This window comes from Streptomyces sp. NPDC004667, from assembly GCF_040609475.1.
In the GTDB taxonomy this organism is placed as follows: domain Bacteria; phylum Actinomycetota; class Actinomycetes; order Streptomycetales; family Streptomycetaceae; genus Streptomyces.
Window position 1 is genome coordinate 172,952 of the sequence record NZ_JBEXKC010000002.1, and the last position, 18,148, is coordinate 191,099.

At 73.2% G+C, this 18,148-nt stretch carries 16 protein-coding genes; 14 read left to right on the forward strand and 2 right to left on the reverse strand.

The window, feature by feature from the left end; genetic code table 11:
- Positions 1-364 precede the first annotated feature (364 nt).
- The 3 genes from ABZW32_RS01850 (at position 365) to ABZW32_RS01860 (ending at position 3,241) form a co-directional block, all read left to right on the forward strand.
- Complete coding sequence (locus ABZW32_RS01850) at positions 365-1,021, forward strand: trimeric intracellular cation channel family protein (RefSeq protein WP_356209837.1); 657 nt, start codon at positions 365-367, stop codon at positions 1,019-1,021.
- Positions 1,022-1,077: 56 nt separating this feature from the next.
- Positions 1,078-1,932, forward strand: coding sequence for a thioesterase family protein (locus tag ABZW32_RS01855; protein ID WP_356209840.1), 855 nt, complete (start codon positions 1,078-1,080; stop codon positions 1,930-1,932).
- Between the two features lie 145 nt (positions 1,933-2,077).
- On the forward strand, positions 2,078-3,241 hold the full coding sequence (locus tag ABZW32_RS01860) for a cysteine desulfurase family protein (RefSeq protein WP_356209843.1): 1,164 nt from the start codon (positions 2,078-2,080) through the stop codon (positions 3,239-3,241).
- Here ABZW32_RS01860 and ABZW32_RS01865 read toward each other — a convergent pair.
- Complete coding sequence (locus ABZW32_RS01865; RefSeq protein WP_356209845.1) at positions 3,234-3,944, reverse strand: N-acetylmuramoyl-L-alanine amidase; 711 nt, start codon at positions 3,942-3,944, stop codon at positions 3,234-3,236. The genes ABZW32_RS01860 and ABZW32_RS01865 overlap by 8 nt on opposite strands.
- 68 nt (positions 3,945-4,012) lie before the next feature.
- Here ABZW32_RS01865 and mnmA point away from each other — a divergent pair, with 68 nt between their 5' ends.
- Positions 4,013-5,146, forward strand: a complete 1,134-nt coding sequence (gene mnmA / locus ABZW32_RS01870) for a tRNA 2-thiouridine(34) synthase MnmA (protein ID WP_356209847.1) — start codon at positions 4,013-4,015, stop codon at positions 5,144-5,146.
- Positions 5,147-5,232: 86 nt separating this feature from the next.
- On the opposite strand, the gene ABZW32_RS01875 is transcribed toward mnmA, so the two are convergent.
- Positions 5,233-6,156: an NADP-dependent oxidoreductase gene (locus tag ABZW32_RS01875; RefSeq protein ID WP_356209849.1), complete on the reverse strand. Its 924-nt coding sequence runs from the start codon at positions 6,154-6,156 to the stop codon at positions 5,233-5,235.
- 147 nt (positions 6,157-6,303) lie between these two features.
- On the opposite strand from ABZW32_RS01875, the gene ABZW32_RS01880 reads away from it, so the two are divergent.
- The 10 genes from ABZW32_RS01880 (at position 6,304) to gatB (ending at position 18,049) form a co-directional block, all read left to right on the forward strand.
- Positions 6,304-7,341 (forward strand): helix-turn-helix domain-containing protein, encoded by a 1,038-nt coding sequence (locus ABZW32_RS01880; protein WP_356209850.1) that lies wholly within the window; start codon positions 6,304-6,306, stop codon positions 7,339-7,341.
- An 83-nt stretch (positions 7,342-7,424) separates the two neighbouring features.
- Entirely contained in the window at positions 7,425-7,769 is a 345-nt protein-coding gene (locus ABZW32_RS01885) for a DUF1330 domain-containing protein (RefSeq protein ID WP_356209853.1), read from the forward strand.
- Positions 7,770-7,847: 78 nt separating this feature from the next.
- The gene (locus tag ABZW32_RS01890) at positions 7,848-8,537 is read left to right on the forward strand and encodes an SDR family oxidoreductase (protein ID WP_356209855.1); all 690 of its coding nucleotides are present in this window, start codon (positions 7,848-7,850) and stop codon (positions 8,535-8,537) included.
- A complete protein-coding gene (locus ABZW32_RS01895; RefSeq protein ID WP_356209858.1) occupies positions 8,534-9,517 on the forward strand; it encodes a methionine synthase in 984 nt (327 codons plus the stop codon). Before ABZW32_RS01890 ends, ABZW32_RS01895 begins: the two co-directional genes overlap by 4 nt.
- A 30-nt stretch (positions 9,518-9,547) precedes the next feature.
- Positions 9,548-11,752 carry an NAD-dependent DNA ligase LigA gene (ligA, locus tag ABZW32_RS01900; protein WP_356209861.1) on the forward strand — a complete coding sequence of 735 codons (2,205 nt, stop codon included), beginning with the start codon at positions 9,548-9,550 and terminating at the stop codon, positions 11,750-11,752.
- 441 nt (positions 11,753-12,193) lie between these two features.
- Entirely contained in the window at positions 12,194-14,347 is a 2,154-nt protein-coding gene (locus ABZW32_RS01905; RefSeq protein ID WP_356209974.1) for a bifunctional diguanylate cyclase/phosphodiesterase, read from the forward strand.
- Between the two features lie 136 nt (positions 14,348-14,483).
- Entirely contained in the window at positions 14,484-14,780 is a 297-nt protein-coding gene (gene gatC, locus ABZW32_RS01910; RefSeq protein ID WP_266842456.1) for an Asp-tRNA(Asn)/Glu-tRNA(Gln) amidotransferase subunit GatC, read from the forward strand.
- 5 nt (positions 14,781-14,785) lie between these two features.
- A complete protein-coding gene (gene gatA / locus ABZW32_RS01915; RefSeq protein ID WP_030236122.1) occupies positions 14,786-16,279 on the forward strand; it encodes an Asp-tRNA(Asn)/Glu-tRNA(Gln) amidotransferase subunit GatA in 1,494 nt (497 codons plus the stop codon).
- A gap of 62 nt (positions 16,280-16,341) precedes the next feature.
- Positions 16,342-16,521, forward strand: a complete 180-nt coding sequence (locus ABZW32_RS01920) for a hypothetical protein (protein ID WP_356209976.1) — start codon at positions 16,342-16,344, stop codon at positions 16,519-16,521.
- A 16-nt stretch (positions 16,522-16,537) separates the two neighbouring features.
- Entirely contained in the window at positions 16,538-18,049 is a 1,512-nt protein-coding gene (gene gatB, locus ABZW32_RS01925) for an Asp-tRNA(Asn)/Glu-tRNA(Gln) amidotransferase subunit GatB (protein WP_356209863.1), read from the forward strand.
- Positions 18,050-18,148: the final 99 nt, after the last annotated feature.

Consider the following 18,148-nt stretch of genomic DNA (forward strand, 5'->3'; position numbering starts at 1 on the left):
CCGACCGGCGGAGCCATCCGCGCCGCCCGGCAGAGCCGCCGGTGCCGTCCGGCGGAGCCGCCGGTGCCGTCCGGCAGAGCCATCCGTGCCGTCCGGCGGGGCCACAGGTGCCGCCCGGCGGAGCCACCCGTGTGTTCCGGCGGAGCGACCGGTGCTGACCGGCGGAGCCACCCGTGTGTTCCGGCGGAGCGACCGGTGCTGACCGGCGGAGCCACCCGCGCGTTCTGGCGGAGCCACCGGTGCCCCCGGCGGAGCCGCCCGTGCCGCCCCGGCGGAGCCGTCCGTGCCGCCCCGGCGGGGCCGCCCGTGCCGTCCGGCGGAGCCTCCGGCGTCGGCCCGGCTTGCGCCGGGCGACAATGGCGGGGTGCTCCACGATCTCTTCCCGCCCGACGTCCAGCACGCCCTGGACCTCGCGGGCATCTTCGTCTTCGCCCTGGCGGGCGCCCTGCTCGCCGTCCGCAAGAACTTCGACGTCTTCGGCATCGCCGTCCTCGCCCTCGTCACCGCCCTCGGCGGCGGCCTCTTCCGCGACGTCGTCATCGGCGCCGTGCCACCCGCCGCCTTCGGCCAGCTCAGCTTCTTCGTCACGCCCCTGATCGCCTCCGCGATCGTCTTCTTCCTGCACCCCGAGGTGCAGCGGATCAACCGGGCCATCAACGTCTGCGACGCCGCCGGCCTCGCCCTCTTCTGCGTCACCGGCACGACCAAGGCCTACGAGTACGGCCTGGGCCTGACCGCTTCCGCCGCGCTCGGTCTGGCCACGGCCGTCGGCGGCGGCGTGCTGCGCGACATGCTCGTCAACGAGGTGCCCTCGCTGCTGCGCGACCGGGAGATGTACGCCGTTCCGGCCATGGTCGGCGCCTCGATGGTGGCCGTCTTCATCGGTCTGGAGGTGCTCAACGCCCTGACGACGGCGATCGCCATCGTCACCACCTTCGTCCTGCGGCTGCTCGCGATGCGCTACCACTGGCGGGCCCCGCTGGCGTGGAACCGCCGTTCCGCGGTGGCCGAAGAGCCGTAGCCCCACCCCCCAAAACAAAGCTACCGCTTAGTAGCTTGCAGGTGTACCTTCGAGCCATGTCACACACAGCCGCCCAGGCCACCATCGGCGACAGCGAATTCGACCGCGACACCACCATCGCCCCGCGCGCGGGCGAGCCCGGGGTGTACGACGCGGAACTCTCCGCCGGCTGGACGATCATCACCGCCGTCAACGGCGGCTACCTGCTGGCCCTGGTGGGCCGGGCCCTGTCCGCGGCCCTGCCGCACCCGGACCCCTTCACCGTCTCGGCCCACTACCTGACCTCCTCGGTGCCCGGCCCCGCCGTGATCCGCACGCAGGTCGTCCGGGCCGGCCGGAACCTCTCCACGGGCCAGGCCTCCCTCTTCCAGTTCGACGAGAACGGCGCCGAGGTCGAGCGCATCCGCGTGGTCGCCTCCTACGGCGACCTCGACGCCCTCCCCGACGCCGTGCACACGGTGGCGCGGCCGCCCGTCATCCCGCCCTACGAGGACTGCCTCGGCGCCGAGGCCGGCCCGGCGCCGATCCCCGGCAGCTCCGCCATCGTGGACCGGCTCCGGCTGCGCCTGGACCCGGCGACCGCCGGCTGGGCGGTCGGTGCACCGTCCGGGAAGGGCGAGATGCGGGCCTGGTTCGAGCTGGCCGACGGCCGCGACGCCGACCCGCTGTCGCTGCTGCTCGCCGTGGACGCGCTCCCGCCGACCGCCTTCGACCTGGGCCTGCTGGGCTGGGCCCCGACCGTCGAGCTGACCGCCCACATCCGCTGCCGCCCGGCCCCCGGTCCGCTGCGGGTGGGCATCGTCACGCGCAACCTGGCCGGCGGCTTCCTGGAGGAGGACGCCGAGGTCTGGGACTCCGCCGACCGCCTGGTGGCCCAGTCCCGCCAGCTGGCCCGCGCCCCGCGCCCGTAGCCCCCGCCGCGACCCGCGGCCCGGACCACGGCCCGGCCTGGTCCGGACCGCGGCCCGGGTCGCGCCCCGCTCGCGCCCCCGGGCCGTCCCGGTCCCGCGTACCCCGGGGAACCCGGCGCCCGGGGACTCGTAGAATCGGGGGATCATGGCCTACCTCGACCACGCCGCGACCACGCCGATGCTCCCGGAAGCCGCTGCGGCGATGACCGCGCAGTTCGCCGCCACGGGTAACGCGTCCTCCCTGCACGCCGCCGGCCGCCGGGCCCGCCGCACCGTCGAGGAGGCCCGCGAGTCCCTCGCCGAGGCACTCGGCGCGCGCCCGAGCGAGGTGGTCTTCACCGCGGGCGGCACCGAGGCCGACAACCTCGCCGTCAAGGGCCTCTACTGGGCCCGCCGCGACGCTGACCCCGCCCGCACCCGCATCCTCGCCAGCCCCGTCGAGCACCACGCCGTCCTCGACGCCGTGCACTGGCTGGGCGAGCACGAGGGCGCGCGGGTCGAGTACCTGCCCGTCGACCGCCACGGCCGGGTCCACCCCGAGGCCTTCCGCGAAGCCGTCGAGCGGGCTCCCGAGGACGTGGCCCTGGCCACCGTCATGTGGGCCAACAACGAGATCGGCACCGTCATGCCGGTCCGTGAACTGGCCGACATCGCGGGCGAGTTCGCCATCCCGCTGCACTCCGACGCCGTCCAGGCCTTCGGGCAGCTCGACGTCCGCTTCGGCGACAGCGGCCTCGCCGCCATGACGGTCAGCGGCCACAAGATCGGCGGACCGTACGGCATCGGCGCGCTGCTCCTCGGCCGCGACCAGAGCCCCGTCCCCGTCCTGCACGGCGGCGGCCAGGAGCGGCACGTCCGCTCCGGCACCCTCGACGTGCCGGCCGTCGCCGCCTTCGCCGTCGCGGCCGTCCTGGCCGCCGAGCGGCGCGAACGCTTCGCCACCGAGGTCGGCGCCCTGCGCGACGAGCTCATCGGCGCCGTCCTGGCGGCCGTCCCCGACGCCGTCCTGGGCGGCGACCCCGAGGACCGCCTCCCCGCCAACGCCCACTTCAGCTTCCCCGGCTGCGAGGGCGACTCCCTGCTGCTGCTCCTGGACGCCCAGGGCATCGAGTGCTCCACCGGCTCGGCCTGCACCGCGGGCGTGGCCCAGCCCAGCCACGTCCTGCTGGCGACCGGCACGGACCCGCAGCTGGCCCGGGGCACCCTGCGGTTCTCCCTCGGCCACACCTCCACCCGCGACGACGTCGCCGCGGTGGCCGCCGCCATCGGCCCGGCCGTCGAACGCGCCCGTACGGCGGGCCTCAGCTAGGACCGCGCGAAGCGGCGGCCGGAGTGGCGGTCGCCGTGAGCTCGGCGCGGACCAGCCCGAGGTAGCGGTCCCAGTCCCAGTGCGGGCCCGGGTCCGTGTGGTCGGCGCCCGGGACCTCGGAGTGCCCCAGGAAATGGGTGCGGTCCACCGGTATGCCGTACCTCCGGCAGACATCGGCGGCCAGCCGGGCCGACGCCGCGTACAGCGCGTCGGTGAAGTCCTGCGGCCGGTCCACGAAACCCTCGTGCTCGATGCCCACGCTGCGCTCGTTCATCGAGCGGCTCCCGGAGTGGAAGGCCACGTCCAGCTCGCGCACCATCTGCTCCACGTGCCCGTCCTGGCGGACGATGTAGTGCGCCGACGCCTTGTGGAACGGATTCTTGAAGGCGTCCACCGAGGACGCGAAACTGCCCTGGGTGACGTGCACGACGATCCGGTCCACCCGGTAGTCGTCGGGCCGGTCCGCCATCCGCCAGTTCGCCGGGGAGGCCGCGGTCCAGCTCGCCCCCGCGTGGTCCAGCTCACCCTCCTTGCGCGGCTTGCGCACGCCGGGCAGCAGCCACCAGGCCCGCCCGATCTCCTCCCGGCTCACGAGCGCCGCCGCCCCGAGCACCCCCAGACCGCCGAAGAGCACCACCCTTCGGGTCCGGCCCGCCGGGCGCCCGCCCGGTTTCCCCGGCCCCTTCGTCCCCTGCTCCGCCATGTGATCCACCCCCCACAGCCGATAACGCGCCGTGACCCCGCGCGGTTCCCCGTACTCTGGACGGTGCTATGACTGAGAACCTGCCGCGCACCGCCCGCCCCCTTCGCGTCCTGGCCGCCATGTCCGGCGGCGTGGACTCCGCCGTCGCCGCCGCCCGAGCGGTCGAAGCCGGGCACGACGTCACCGGCGTCCACCTGGCGCTTTCCGCGAACCCGCAGTCCTTCCGGACCGGGGCCCGCGGCTGCTGCACCATCGAGGACTCCCGCGACGCCCGCCGCGCCGCCGACGTCATCGGCATCCCCTTCTACGTCTGGGACCTCGCCGAGCGCTTCCGCGAGGACGTCGTCGAGGACTTCGTCGCGGAGTACGAGGCCGGCCGCACCCCGAACCCGTGCCTGCGCTGCAACGAGAAGATCAAGTTCGCGGCGCTGCTCGACAAGGCCCTGGCCCTCGGCTTCGACGCCGTCTGCACCGGCCACTACGCCACCGTCGTCCTGAACGAGGACGGCACCCGCGAGCTGCACCGCGCCTCCGACATGGCCAAGGACCAGTCCTACGTCCTCGGCGTCCTCGACGAGAAGCAGCTCGCGCACGCCCTCTTCCCCCTCGGCGACACCCTCACCACCAAGGACGAGATCCGCGCCGAGGCCGAGGAGCGCGGTCTGGCCGTCGCGAAGAAGCCCGACAGCCACGACATCTGCTTCATCGCCGACGGCGACACCCAGGGCTTCCTCGCGAACCGCCTGGGCAAGGCCGAGGGCGACATCGTCGACGAGAGCGGCGAGAAGGTCGGCACCCACGAGGGCGCCTTCGGCTTCACCATCGGCCAGCGCAAGGGCCTGCGGATCGGCCACCCCGCCCCCGACGGCAAGCCCCGCTACGTGCTCGACATCTCCCCGGTGAACAACACGGTCACCGTCGGCCCCGTCGAGGCCCTCGACGTCAGCGCCCTCACCGCGATCCGCCCCCGCTGGTGCGGAGCCGTGGCAGCCGCCCCGGGCACCTACACCGCCCAGCTGCGCGCCCACGGCGGCGAGACCGAGGTCTTCGCCGAGATGGTGGACGGAGAGCTGCGCGTCACCTTCGCCGAGCCGGTCCGCGGCGTGGCCCCCGGCCAGGCGATCGTGCTCTACGACGGCACCCGCGTGGTCGGCTCCGCCACCATCGCCGCCACCACGAAGGCCGCGGCCGCCGCGGTCTGACCCCGGCGTCCCGCCCCGCCCCGCCCGTCCGGGGCGCCGGCGGGGCGAACCCTCTCCCGACCACCGCCGGGGCGGGCCGGCCGCCCTCAGGCGACGGTCAGGACGATCTTGCCGGTGGTGCGGCCCCGCTCACCGATCTCGTGGGCCTTCGCGGCCTCCTCCAGCGGCAGCACCGTGTCGATCAGCGGCTTGAGCAGACCCCGCTCGACCAGGGCCGCGATCTCCTCCAACCCCTTCAGGTCCGGCTCCACCAGGACCCAGGAGGCGTGCACGCCCCGCGGGTCGGCCGGGAGCCCGTCCGGTCCGGGCAGGGTCACCAGGTGCCCGCCGGGCCTCAGCACCTTCAGCGAACGCTCCCCGTGGTCCCCGCCGACGGCGTCGATGACGACGTCCACGTCCGCGACCGCGTCCTCGAAGTCGGTGCCGCGGTAGTCGATCACCTCGTCCGCGCCGAGCCCGCGCAGCAGCTCGTGCTTGCCGGCGCTCGCCGTGCCGATCACGTACGCGCCCCGGGCCTTCGCGATCTGCACGGCGAGGTGGCCGACCCCGCCGGCCGCCGCGTGCACCAGGACGCGCTGCCCGGCCGACACCCGGGCGGTGTCCACCAGCGCCTGCCAGGCGGTCAGCGCGGCCAGCGGCAGGGCCGCCGCCTCCACGTGGCTCAGCGAGGCCGGCTTGCGCGCGAGGTGCCGGGCGGGGGCGGTCACGTACTCGGCGTACGCGCCGGCCTGCTGCGGGAAGCGGGGCATCCCGTACACCTCGTCGCCCGCCCGGTACAGGGTCACGCCCGGTCCCACGGCCTCCACGGTGCCCGACACGTCCCAGCCGACCGCCGGAACCGGTCCCCAGGGGATCAGGCCGCCGCTCTCGCGGGTCTTCCAGTCCACCGGGTTCACCCCGGCCGCGTGGACCCGGACGAGCACCTCGCCCATGCCGGGCTCGGGACGCTCCAGCTCCCGCTCGACCAGGTTCTCCGGTCCGCCCCAGTCCTTCACGATCATCGCGCGCATGTCCGTCCGCCTCTTTCCGTCCGTCGGTTCCGGTCCGTCGTTTTCGGTCCGTCTCGCGCCGGGGCTTCCCGGCCGCACACCCCACGTTCGGACAGTCCCGCGGTCCGTGGTGTTGGCCTGATGGCCACCCTGTGACAGGATCTGGCCATGAGCAGGGAGTGCGGGACGGCAGCGGACACCGACGGACGAGGACTCCACCGGATCGCGGTGCTCGCCCTCCCCGGCGTGCCGCCCTTCGAGCTGGGCATCGCGTCCCGGGTCTTCGGCAGCGCGACGGACGAGGCCGGCGCGGCCCTCTACGAGGTCACCGTCTGCACCGCCGACGGCGCCCCGGTGCTCAGCGACGCCGGGTTCACCGTCCAGCCCGCCGCCGGGCCCGAGGCCCTCGCCGCCGCCGACACGGTGATCGTCCCGCCCACCCACGCCATGCCCGAACTGGCCCGCGGCGGCCCCCTGCCCCCCGCGGTCACCGCGGCCGTGGCGGGCATCCGCCCCGGCACCCGCCTGGTCTCCATCTGCACCGGCTCCTACGTACTGGCCGCCGCGGGCCTCCTCGACGGCCGGCCCGCCACCACCCACTGGAACCTCGCCCCCGAGTTCCGCCGCGCCTACCCCCGGGTCACCGTCGACGAGGACGTCCTCTTCGTCGACGACGGCGACGTGCTCACCTCCGCCGGCGTCGCCGCCGGGGTCGACCTGTGCCTGCACATGATCCGCCGCGACCACGGCAGCTCCGTCGCCAACCGCACCGCCCGGATGTGCGTCGTACCGCCCTGGCGCGACGGCGGCCAGGCCCAGTACATCGACCGGCCCGTCCCCGCGCCCACCGTCGCCACCACCACCGCCACCCGCGCCTGGGCCCTGGAACGCCTCGCCGAGCCCCTCACCCTCGCCGAACTGGCCGCCCACGCCCGGATGAGCCTGCGCACCTTCACCCGGCGCTTCCGCGACGAGGTCGGCATGACCCCCGTCCAGTGGCTCACCGGCCAGCGCCTGGAGATCGCCCGCCAGCTCCTGGAGTCCAGCGACCTCCCCGTCGACCTGGTCGCGCACCGGTCCGGCTTCGGCTCGGCGAACTCCCTGCGCCAGCACATGCGGACCGCCTTCGGGGTCTCCCCGATCGCCTACCGCCGCACCTTCCACGGCCCCGCCGCCGACCCGGCCGCGCATCCCGCCCCGGCATGACCCCGGAGGTAATCGACCGGCCCCCCGCCCGCTGACAGCATCGGACCAACAGCCCGATCGTCCGCCCGGCAGGGGAGAAGACCATGACCGCCTACGCCATCGCCCACCTCCGTCCCGAGACCGTGAACGGGGCGGTCCTCGAATACATCGAGCGGATCCAGTCGACCATGGACCCCTACGAGGGCCGCTTCCTCGTCCACGGCAAGGAGGTCGAGGTCCTGGAGGGCCCCTTCCCCGGCACCCTCGTCGTGATCGGCTTCCCGGACATGGAGCGGGCCCGGGCCTGGTACGCCTCCGACGCCTACCGGGCCATCCTCCCGCTGCGCACCGACCACATACCGGGCGAGGCCGTCCTCGTGGAGGGCGTCCCCGCCGGCTACGACGCCTCGGAGACGGCCGCGTCCCTGCGCGCGGCCGCCGGACTCTGACCGCTCCGCGACGGCGCCGGCGACCGGGCGACGCACCGGGCGGACCCCGGGCCCCGAAGGGGTGCGAGCATGGTCCGTATGGCTACTCACCTGATCACCGGTGCCGGATCCGGCATCGGCGCCGCCGTCGCCGCCCGCCTGCACGCCCGCGGCGACGACCTCGTCCTGCTCGCCCGCGACGCCGCCCGCGCCCGGCAGCTCGTCGAGCGCCACCCCGGCGCGCGGACCCTGGTGGGCGACCTCGCCGATCCCGACCGGCTGTCCTGGGCCTTCTCCAAGCAGCCCGTCCCCGAGCGGATCGACTCCCTCCTGCACATCGCCGGGATCGTCGACCTCGGACCCGTCGCGGAGCTGCGCCCCAAGACCTGGCACCAGCAGCTCAACGTCAACCTGATCGCCCCCGCCGAGGTGACCCGGCTGCTGCTGCCCACCCTGCGGGCCTCCAAGGCCACCGTCGTCTTCGTCAACTCCGGCGCCGGCCTCACCGCCCACGCGGACTGGAGCGCCTACGCCGCCTCCAAGCACGGCCTCAAGGCCCTCGCCGACTCCCTGCGCGCCGAGGAGAAGCCGAACGGCATCCGCGTCACCTCCGTCTACCCGGGCCGCACGGCGAGCCCGATGCAGGCCAAGGTGCACTCCCAGGAGGGCAAGGAGTACGACCCCGCCCACTGGATCGACCCCGAGTCCGTGGCGACCACCATCGTCATGGCCGTGGACCTCCCGCGCGACGCCGAGGTCAACGACCTGAGCGTCAGGCCCGGCCGATGACCGCGAGCGCCACCGGCGTCGGCTCGCTGCCCGGCGGCGACGCCCGCGAGGCCGCCAAGACCGTCACCGGCTCCTTCGAGGAGTTCCCCTACCTCGCCGAACTGCCCGCACGCGGACCCGGCGCGGACATGATCGGCCGCTCCCTCGGCCTCCTCGTCGACCTGTACGCCCACGTCGAGCCGAGCGGCTGGCGGATCAGCGACCGACCGGGCCGCGACACCCGCCGCTCCCGCTCCTGGCTCGGCGAGGACCTCGACGCCCTGGAGGAGTTCACCCAGGGGTACACCGGCAAGCTCAAGATCCAGGCCGTCGGGCCGTGGACCCTGGCCGCCGCGCTGGAACTGCACGGCGGCGAGGCACTGCTCCAGGACCCCGGCGCCTGCCGGGACCTCGCCGGATCCCTCGCCGAGGGCCTGCGCGACCACCTGGCCGACGTGCGCAAGCGGATCCCGGGCGCCGAGATCGTCCTCCAGTACGACGAGCCCTCGCTCACCGCCGTCCTGCTCGGCCGGGTCCGCTCCGCCAGCGGCTACCGCACCTACCGCGCCGTCGACCGGCAGGTCGTCGAATCCGCCCTGCGGGACCTGTTCGCCGTCCACGACGGGGAGGTGATCGTGCACTCCTGCGCCCCCGAGGTCCCCTTCGGCCTGCTGCGCCGGGCGGGCGCCACGGGGGTCTCGTTCGATTTCTCCTTGCTCACCGAGCGCGAGGACGACGCCATCGGGGAAGCCGTCGAAGGCGGTGTGAAACTCTTCGCCGGAGTGGTGCCCGGCACCGACGGTCCGTTGTCGGACCCGGGCGGTAGCGTCATGGGTGTCAGGAAGCTCTGGCGCAGGCTGGGGCTGGCTCCGGGGACTCTCGCCGAGTCCGTCGTGGTCACCCCCTCGTGCGGTCTGGCGGGCGCGTCGCCCGCGTACGCCCGCGCGGTGCAGGCCCATTGCGTCAGGGCGGCGAGGTCGCTCGCCGACAACCCTGAGTGACGGACGAGACGGGCCACGGGAGGACACGGCATGGCAGCCGAACAGCAGGACACGGCGGTACCGACGGCGGTGCGTGAACAGCACGCGCTGCTCGCCGAGCAGGTCGAGGAGCACCGCTTCCGGTACTACGTCAACGACCAGCCGGTCGTCAGCGACGCCGAGTTCGACCGGCTGCTGCGCTCACTGGAGGCCCTGGAGGACCGGTACCCCGAGCTGCGCACCCCCGACTCGCCCACCCAGAAGGTGGCCGGGGCGTACGAGACGGACTTCGCCTCCGTCGAGCACCGCGAGCGGATGCTCTCCCTCGACAACGCCTTCGACGACGAGGAACTGGCCGCCTGGGCCGAGCGCGTGGCCCGCGACGTCAACACCCCCGACTTCCACTACCTGTGCGAGCTCAAGGTGGACGGCCTCGCCGTCAACCTCACCTACGAGAACGGCCGCCTGACCCGGGCCGCCACCCGCGGCGACGGCCGCACCGGCGAGGACATCACGCCGAACGTCCGCACCATCGCCGAGATCCCGGACCGGCTGAAGGGTGAGCGGATCCCGGCCCTCGTCGAGATCCGCGGTGAGGTCTTCTTCCCGATGGAGAAGTTCGAGGAGCTCAACGCCCGGCTCGTGGAGGCCGAGGGCAAGCCCTTCGCCAACCCGCGCAACGCGGCGGCCGGTTCGCTGCGCCAGAAGGACCCGAAGGTCACCGCGAGCCGCCCGCTGCACATGGTGGTGCACGGCATCGGCGCCCGCGAGGGCTTCGAGATCGAGCGCCAGTCCCAGGCCTACGAGCTGCTCCACGAGTGGGGCCTGCCCACCGCCCGGCACAACAAGGTCGTCTCCTCGCTCGCCGAAGTGCGCGATTTCATCGCGTACTTCGGCGAGAACCGGCACTCGGTGGAACACGAGATCGACGGAGTGGTCGTCAAGCTCGACGAGATCGCCCTCCAGGGCCGGCTGGGCTCCACCGCCCGCGCCCCGCGCTGGGCGATCGCCTGGAAGTACGCCCCGGAAGAGGTCAACACCAAGCTGATCGACATCAAGGTCGGGGTCGGCCGCACCGGGCGCGTGACCCCGTACGCACAGGTGGAGCCGGTCACGGTGGCCGGCTCCGAGGTGGAGTTCGCGACCCTGCACAACCAGGAGGTCGTCAAGGCCAAGGGCGTGCTCATCGGGGACACCGTCGTGCTCCGCAAGGCGGGCGACGTCATCCCCGAGATCCTGGGCCCGGTGGTGGACCTGCGCGACGGCAGCGAGCGGGAGTTCGTGATGCCCGCGCAGTGCCCCGAGTGCGGGACGGCGCTGCGGCCGATGAAGGAGGGGGACATCGACGTCCGCTGCCCCAACGGGCAGTCCTGCCCCGCGCAGTTGCGCGAGCGGCTCTACTACCTCGGCGGCAGACAGAGCCTTGACATCGAGAACTTCGGGATCGTCGCGGCGGCTGCGCTCACCGGCCCGCTGGAGCCCGCCGAGCCGCCGCTCCTCGACGAGGGCGACCTCTTCGGCCTCACCATCGAGCAGCTGCTGCCGATCAAGGCGTACGTCCTCGACCAGGACAGCGGGCTGCCCAAGCGGGATCCGAAGACGGGCGAGGAGAAGATCGTCACGGTCTTCGCCAACCAGAAGGGCGAGCCCAAGAAGAACGCCCTGGCCATGCTGGAGAACATCGCGGCGGCCAAGCAGCGCCCGCTCGCCCGCGTCATCAACGGCCTCTCGATCCGTCACGTCGGACCGGTCGCGGCGGAGGCCCTGGCCAGGGAGTTCCGCTCGATCGAGCGCATCGAGCAGGCCACCGAGGAGGAGCTGACCGCCACCGAGGGCGTCGGGGCGATCATCGCCGCCTCCCTCAAGGAGTGGTTCGCCGTCGAGTGGCACCAGGAGATCCTGCGCAAGTGGCGGGAGGCCGGTGTCCGCATGGAAGAGGAAGGTTCCGCCGAGGAGGAGGGCCCGCGTCCGCTGGAGGGGCTGACCGTGGTCGTCACCGGCACTTTGCAGAGCCACACCCGCGACGGCGCCAAGGAGGCCCTGCAGAGCCGGGGCGCCAAGGTGACGGGCTCGGTGTCGAAGAAGACCTCCTTCGTGGTGGTCGGGGACAATCCCGGCTCCAAGTACGACAAGGCGATGCAGCTGGGGCTGGCCGTCCTCGACGACGCGGGCTTCGCCGTCCTGCTGGAGCGCGGACCGGACGCGGCCCGCGAGGCGGCGCTGCCGATCGACGGCGGGGGCGCGGCGGGCGAGTAGCCCGAACGGGAATCGCCCGCGGGAGTGGCGAAGGCGAACGGATGCGTGGCGTGCGGCCGTACGGGCGGGCGCACGCCCGGCGCGGAGTCCGGTGGTAAACGGCCGGTACAGGGCTGGTCCTGGGGCGGTGAGCTGTCGGATCATCGGATGGGGGAGCCGGGGGTCCTGGTCCAAACTCACCCGTTCGGCGGATACCGTACTGATGAGGATGGCTGGGTCGCATTCGGGCAACCACCGCCGACAGCTGCCCCTGGGAGCCTCTCGCGTCCTACTGTTGTGGGGTGCGCCTGTCGTGCACGGCTGCCTGATGCGCTTCCGGCCGTGATGGCATGACATCGGGGCCATCGCGTGACATCGGCATCGCCGGCTGTGAGAGGGACGGGCATGAAACCCACCGAAAGCGCCGACCCGTCACCTGAATTCGGCGGGGACATCCCGCCCATGCGGGCGGGCCGGCTCGGTGTCCTGGGGGCCAGGACGCCGGAGACCCGTGCCCTCGACACCGGCTCGGGCGGCGGGACGGGGCAGGGGCGGCGGCGCACCGTGCTGCCCCTCGTCGTCGTGGGCCTGTCCGCCGTCGTGCTCCTCGGCGGCATCGCCCTCGCGCTGACCGACCGTCAGGCACTGTTCCCCGGAGGCACCGTCGGCTGGGCGCTGGCCCTGCTCACGGGCATCATCGTCGGCCACCTCGTGGCCCTGGGCCGGGACCGCTGGTGGGGCGGCACCGGGTCGGGCGCGGCCCTCACCCTCGGCGTGCTCATCCTCTACGGGTGGATCCCGGCCGGACTCGTCTCGCTCGCGGTGGTCTCCCTGGTCGGCGCCGCCCGCCGGCACCGCTGGCGCCAGGGCCTGCTGCACGGCTCCGTCGACATCCTCGGCATCGGCGCGGGGGCCCTCGTCCTGGCCGCCTTCGGCGACGCCCCGACCGTCGGGGCGCCCTGGTCGCCCACCACCTGGGACCTCGCGGCCGTCCCCGAGGTGGTCCTGGTCGCCGTCTCCTACCTGCTCGTCACCCGTGTCCTGCTGTGGTTCGCGCTGACCCCGCGCGGCGGCGGGCTGCCCACCGTGGCCCGTACCGCCCTGATCCGGCAGGCGCTCGTCGCCGCGGCCCTGCTCGGCATCGCCCCGCTGATCTGCGTGGTCGCCAGTACCCAGCCGGTGCTGCTGCCGCTGTTCGCGGTACCCCTCATCGCCCTCGACTCCACCCTGTGGATCGCCCGGGCCCGCGCCGAGGAACAGCTGCGCGACCCGCTGACCGGGCTGCCGAACCGGCAGTGGCTGCTGGAGCGGGCCTGGTCCGCGCTGGACGAGGCCGAACGGCTGGGCACCCGGTCGGCCCTGGTGCTGATCGACCTGGACCGCTTCCGTGCCGTCAACGACACCCTCGGCCACCTGGCGGGGGACCGGCTGCTGCTCCAGATCGCCGACCGGCTGCGCCAGGCCCTCCCGCCCGACGCGGAGGCGGCCCGGCTCGGCGGCGACGAGTTCGCCGTCCTGCTCCCCTTCACCGACTCCACCACCAGCGCCCAGCGGGTCGCCCGCCACCTGGTCGCCGAGCTCAGCTCCCCGCTCGACCTGGACGGCCTCACCCTCGTCCTGGAGGCCAGCGCCGGCCTCGCCGTCTTCCCCGACCACGCACTGGACGCGGAGGGGCTGCTGCGGCGGGCCGACGTGGCCATGTACCAGGCCAAGCGCGACCGCACCGGCGTGGAGGTCTACGAGTCCAAGCGCGACAGCAACACCCCCGACCGGCTCGGCCTCCTCGGCGACCTGCGGCGGGCCCTGGACGCCGGCGAGGTGGAACTCCACTACCAGCCGAAGGTCCGCTTCGACGGGCAGGTGGCGGGGCTGGAGGCACTCGTCCGCTGGGTGCACCCGGAGCGGGGAAGGGTCCCGCCCGACGAGTTCATCGCGATCGCCGAGACCTCCGGACTGATGCCGCACCTGACGGAATACGTCCTGGAGACCGCCCTCGCGCAGGTCGCGCGCTGGCGGGCGCAGGGCCTGAAGGTCCCGGTCGCCGTCAACGTCTCGCCGCGCGACGTCCACACCCCGGGCTTCGCCGGAGCGGTGGCCGCGCGCCTGGCCCGGCACGGGGTCCCGGCGAGCGGCCTCCAGCTGGAGATAACGGAGCACGTGCTGCTGGAGGACCCCCAGCGGGCGGCCGACACCATGGCCGGGCTGACCGGCCACGGGGTGAAGATGTCCCTGGACGACTTCGGCACCGGCTACTCCTCGCTCGTGCACCTGCGCCGGCTCCCGGTGAGCGAGCTGAAGATCGACCGGTCCTTCGTCGCCCGGCTGGCGGTCGACGCGCAGGACGCGGAGATCGTGCGGTGCACGGTGGACCTGGCGCACTCCCTGGGGCTGCTGGTCGTCGCCGAGGGCGTGGAGGACGACGAGACCTGGGAACGCCTGCGGGACCTGGGCTGCGACGCCGTCCAGGGCTGGCTGGTCGCCGCCGCCATGCCGCCCCAGGAGGCGACGGCCTGGCTGCTGGCGCGCGGCGAACGCGGCTGGCGCCGTCCGGCCGACATCACGGCGGAACTCGCCGCCGCCGCGGCCGCCGCCGAAACCCCGACCGGCGCCCCCTGACGGAGTCCGTCCGGGCCCCCGGACCGCCGCCGGCGTCCCCGCCGACCCGGGGGCGGGGAATGTGATGCGATTCCGGGCGGTGGCGCCCTCTAGGATTGGGCGTACGCCCAGAACTCCAACCCCAGAGGATCGCTGCATGCCTGGCATCACGCGCGAGGAGGTCGTCCACCTCGCTCGGCTGGCACGTCTGGAGCTGTCCGGCGAAGAGCTCGACCACTTCGCAGGACAGCTCGACGACATCATCGGCGCGGTCGCCCGCGTTTCCGAGGTCGCCGACCAAGACGTCCCGCCGACCTCCCACCCGCTGCCGCTGACGAACGTCATGCGCGCGGACGAGGTCCGTCCGTCGCTCACCCCCGAGCAGGCGCTTTCCGGCGCTCCCGCCCAGGAGCAGCAGCGTTTCAAGGTGCCGCAGATCCTGGGGGAGGACTAACAGTCATGATCGACATCATCAAGCTCACGGCCGCGCAGACCGCCGAGAAGATCGCCTCCGGCGAGCTCACGGCCGTCGAGGTCACCGAGGCCCACCTGGCCCGGATCGAGGCGACCGACGAGAAGGTCCACGCCTTCCTGCACGTCGACCGCGAGGGCGCCCTCGCGCAGGCCCGCGCCGTCGACGCCAAGAAGGCCGCCGGCGAGGAGCTCGGCCCGCTGGCCGGCGTCCCGCTCGCGCTCAAGGACATCTTCACCACCGTCGGGGTCCCGACCACCGTCGGTTCGAAGATCCTCGAAGGCTGGATCCCGCCGTACGACGCCACCCTGACGCGCAAGCTGAAGGAGGCCGACGTCGTCATCCTCGGCAAGACCAACATGGACGAGTTCGCCATGGGGTCCTCCACCGAGAACAGCGCCTACGGCCCCACCGGCAACCCGTGGGACCTCACCCGGATCCCCGGCGGCTCCGGCGGCGGCAGCGCCGCCGCCCTCGCCGCGTTCCAGGCCCCGCTCGCCATCGGCACGGACACCGGCGGTTCCATCCGCCAGCCCGCCGCCGTCACCGGCACCGTCGGCGTCAAGCCCACCTACGGCGGCGTCTCCCGCTACGGCATGGTGGCCTTCTCCTCCTCCCTCGACCAGGGCGGACCCTGCGCCCGTACGGTCCTGGACGCGGCGCTGCTCCACGAGGTCATCGCCGGCCACGACCCGCTCGACTCCACCTCCATCGACGCCCCGGTCCCGCCGGTCGTCGAGGCGGCCCGCAACGGCTCCGTCGCCGGCATGCGCGTCGGTGTGGTCAAGCAGTTCGCCGGCGAGGGCTACCAGGCCGGCGTCGTCCAGCGCTTCAACGAGTCGGTGGAGCTCCTCAAGGAGCTCGGCGCCGAGATCGTCGAGCTGGACTGCCCGTCGTTCGACCTCGCGATGGCCGCGTACTACCTGATCGCGCCGTCCGAGTGCTCCTCGAACCTCGCCCGCTTCGACGCCATGCGCTACGGCCTGCGCGTCGGCGACGACGGCACCAAGTCCGCCGAGGACGTCACCGCCCTGACCCGCGAGGCCGGCTTCGGCGACGAGGTCAAGCGCCGCATCATCCTCGGTACGTACGCGCTGAGCTCCGGCTATTACGACGCGTACTACGGCTCCGCCCAGAAGGTCCGCACGCTCATCACGAAGGACTTCGAGAAGTCCTTCGAGCAGGTCGACGTGATCGTCTCCCCGACGACCCCGACCACCGCCTTCGCCATCGGTGAGCGCACCGACGACCCGCTGGCGATGTACCTCGCGGACCTGTGCACCATCCCGACCAACCTGGCCGGCAACTCCGCCATGTCGCTCCCCTGCGGCCTGGCACCGGAGGACGGTCTCCCGGTCGGTCTGCAGATCATCGCCCCGGCGATGAAGGACGACCGTCTGTACAAGGTCGGCGCGGCCGTCGAGGCCGCCTTCGTCGAGCGCTGGGGCCACCCGCTGCTTGAGGAGGCTCCGTCGCTGTGAGTTCGAGTGCGCTGTCCAAGGCCAAGGGCTTCAAGAAGTCGAAGACCGGGACCTACCTGTCGATGGGCACCACCGCCTTCGGTGCCTTCAGTGTGCTCAAGCAGGTGCGAAAGGCCCGCACCGAGCACGACACACTGCAGCTCGTCGACGCCGTCGTGTCCGCCGCCGCCATCGTCACCGGCCTCGCGATCCTGTACCGCGAGCTGAAGCGCCTGGGCGACGACGACGTCCTGCTGGGCTGAGAGGGAAAGTTTCACCGTGACCACCTTCACCGAACTGCTGTCGTACGAAGACGCCCTCGCGTCGTACGACCCCGTCATGGGCCTTGAGGTCCATGTCGAGCTCGGCACCAAGACCAAGATGTTCTGCGGCTGTTCCACCGAGCTGGGCGCCGAGCCCAACTCGCAGACCTGCCCCACCTGCCTCGGTCTGCCCGGCTCGCTCCCGGTCGTCAACGCGATCGGCGTCGAGTCGGCCATCAAGATCGGTCTCGCGCTGAACTGCGAGATCGCCGAGTGGTGCCGCTTCGCCCGGAAGAACTACTTCTACCCGGACATGCCGAAGAACTTCCAGACCTCCCAGTACGACGAGCCGATCGCCTTCAACGGCTTCCTCGACGTACAGCTGGAGGACGGCGAGATCTTCCGCGTGGAGATCGAGCGCGCCCACATGGAGGAGGACACCGGCAAGTCGCTGCACGTCGGCGGTGCCACCGGCCGCATCCACGGCGCGTCCCACTCCCTGCTGGACTACAACCGCGCCGGCATCCCGCTCATCGAGATCGTCACCAAGCCGATCGAGGGCGCGGGCGAGCGCGCCCCCGAGGTCGCGAAGGCGTACGTGGCCGAGCTGCGCGAGGTCATCAAGGCGCTCGGCGTCTCCGAGGCCCGCATGGACAAGGGCCAGATGCGCTGCGACGTGAACCTGTCGCTGCGCCCGACCCCCGAGTCCGAGTTCGGCACCCGCAGCGAGACGAAGAACGTCAACTCGCTGCGCTCCGTCGAGCGTGCGGCGCGCTTCGAGATCCAGCGCCACGCGGCCGTGCTGTCGTCCGGCGGCACGATCGTGCAGGAGACCCGGCACTTCCACGAGGAGGACGGCTCCACCACGGCCGGCCGCATCAAGGACAACGCCGAGGACTACCGGTACTTCCCGGAGCCCGACCTCGTCCCCGTCGCCCCGGCCCGTGACTGGGTCGAGGAGCTGCGCGGCGGCCTGCCCGAGATGCCGCGCGTGCGCCGCAACCGGCTCCGCGAGGAGTGGGGCGTCAGCGAGCACGACATGCAGTCCATCCTCAACGCGGGCGCGGTCGACTCCATCGTCGCCACCATCGAGGCGGGGGCCGACTCGGCCGCCGCGCGCAAGTGGTGGATGGGCGAGCTGGCCCGCAACGCCAACGAGCAGGGCGTCGTCGTCGACGAGCTGCCGATCACCCCGGCCCAGGTGGCCCGGGTCGCGGCCCTGGTCGCGGCGGGCGACCTGAACGACAAGCTGGCCCGTCAGGTCATCGAGGGCGTTCTCGCCGGCGAGGGCACCCCGGACGAGGTCGTCGAGAAGCGCGGCCTGAAGGTCGTCTCGGACGAGGGCGCGCTCGGCGCGGCCGTGGACGAGGCCATCGCGGGCAACGCGGCCATCGCCGACAAGATCCGCGGCGGCAAGGTCGCCGCCGTCGGCGCCCTGGTCGGCGCGGTCATGAAGACCACCCGCGGCCAGGCCGACGCGGCCCGCGTCAAGGAGCTCATCCTGGAGAAGCTCGGCGTCTCCGAGTAGGTCCAGACGGCTGTGGGGCGGGGGGGGCGTCGCCCTCCGCCCCAACGTTTGGGGGGGGGGCCGCGGGGACGGGGGGGGGGGGCCCCACCGCGGGCCGGC

Coding starts and splice junctions, on each gene's coding strand:
- ABZW32_RS01905 (WP_356209974.1), top strand. CDS start 12,194: ATGCGGGCGGGCCGGCTCGGTGTCCTGGGGGCCAGGACGCCGGAGACC.
- ABZW32_RS01920 (WP_356209976.1), top strand. CDS start 16,342: ATGGGCACCACCGCCTTCGGTGCCTTCAGTGTGCTCAAGCAGGTGCGA.
- ABZW32_RS01880 (WP_356209850.1), top strand. CDS start 6,304: ATGAGCAGGGAGTGCGGGACGGCAGCGGACACCGACGGACGAGGACTC.
- ligA (WP_356209861.1), top strand. CDS start 9,548: ATGGCAGCCGAACAGCAGGACACGGCGGTACCGACGGCGGTGCGTGAA.
- ABZW32_RS01890 (WP_356209855.1), top strand. CDS start 7,848: ATGGCTACTCACCTGATCACCGGTGCCGGATCCGGCATCGGCGCCGCC.
- gatC (WP_266842456.1), top strand. CDS start 14,484: ATGCCTGGCATCACGCGCGAGGAGGTCGTCCACCTCGCTCGGCTGGCA.
- gatA (WP_030236122.1), top strand. CDS start 14,786: ATGATCGACATCATCAAGCTCACGGCCGCGCAGACCGCCGAGAAGATC.
- mnmA (WP_356209847.1), top strand. CDS start 4,013: ATGACTGAGAACCTGCCGCGCACCGCCCGCCCCCTTCGCGTCCTGGCC.
- ABZW32_RS01860 (WP_356209843.1), top strand. CDS start 2,078: ATGGCCTACCTCGACCACGCCGCGACCACGCCGATGCTCCCGGAAGCC.
- ABZW32_RS01885 (WP_356209853.1), top strand. CDS start 7,425: ATGACCGCCTACGCCATCGCCCACCTCCGTCCCGAGACCGTGAACGGG.
- ABZW32_RS01865 (WP_356209845.1), bottom strand. CDS start 3,944: ATGGCGGAGCAGGGGACGAAGGGGCCGGGGAAACCGGGCGGGCGCCCG.
- ABZW32_RS01855 (WP_356209840.1), top strand. CDS start 1,078: ATGTCACACACAGCCGCCCAGGCCACCATCGGCGACAGCGAATTCGAC.
- ABZW32_RS01875 (WP_356209849.1), bottom strand. CDS start 6,156: ATGCGCGCGATGATCGTGAAGGACTGGGGCGGACCGGAGAACCTGGTC.
- ABZW32_RS01895 (WP_356209858.1), top strand. CDS start 8,534: ATGACCGCGAGCGCCACCGGCGTCGGCTCGCTGCCCGGCGGCGACGCC.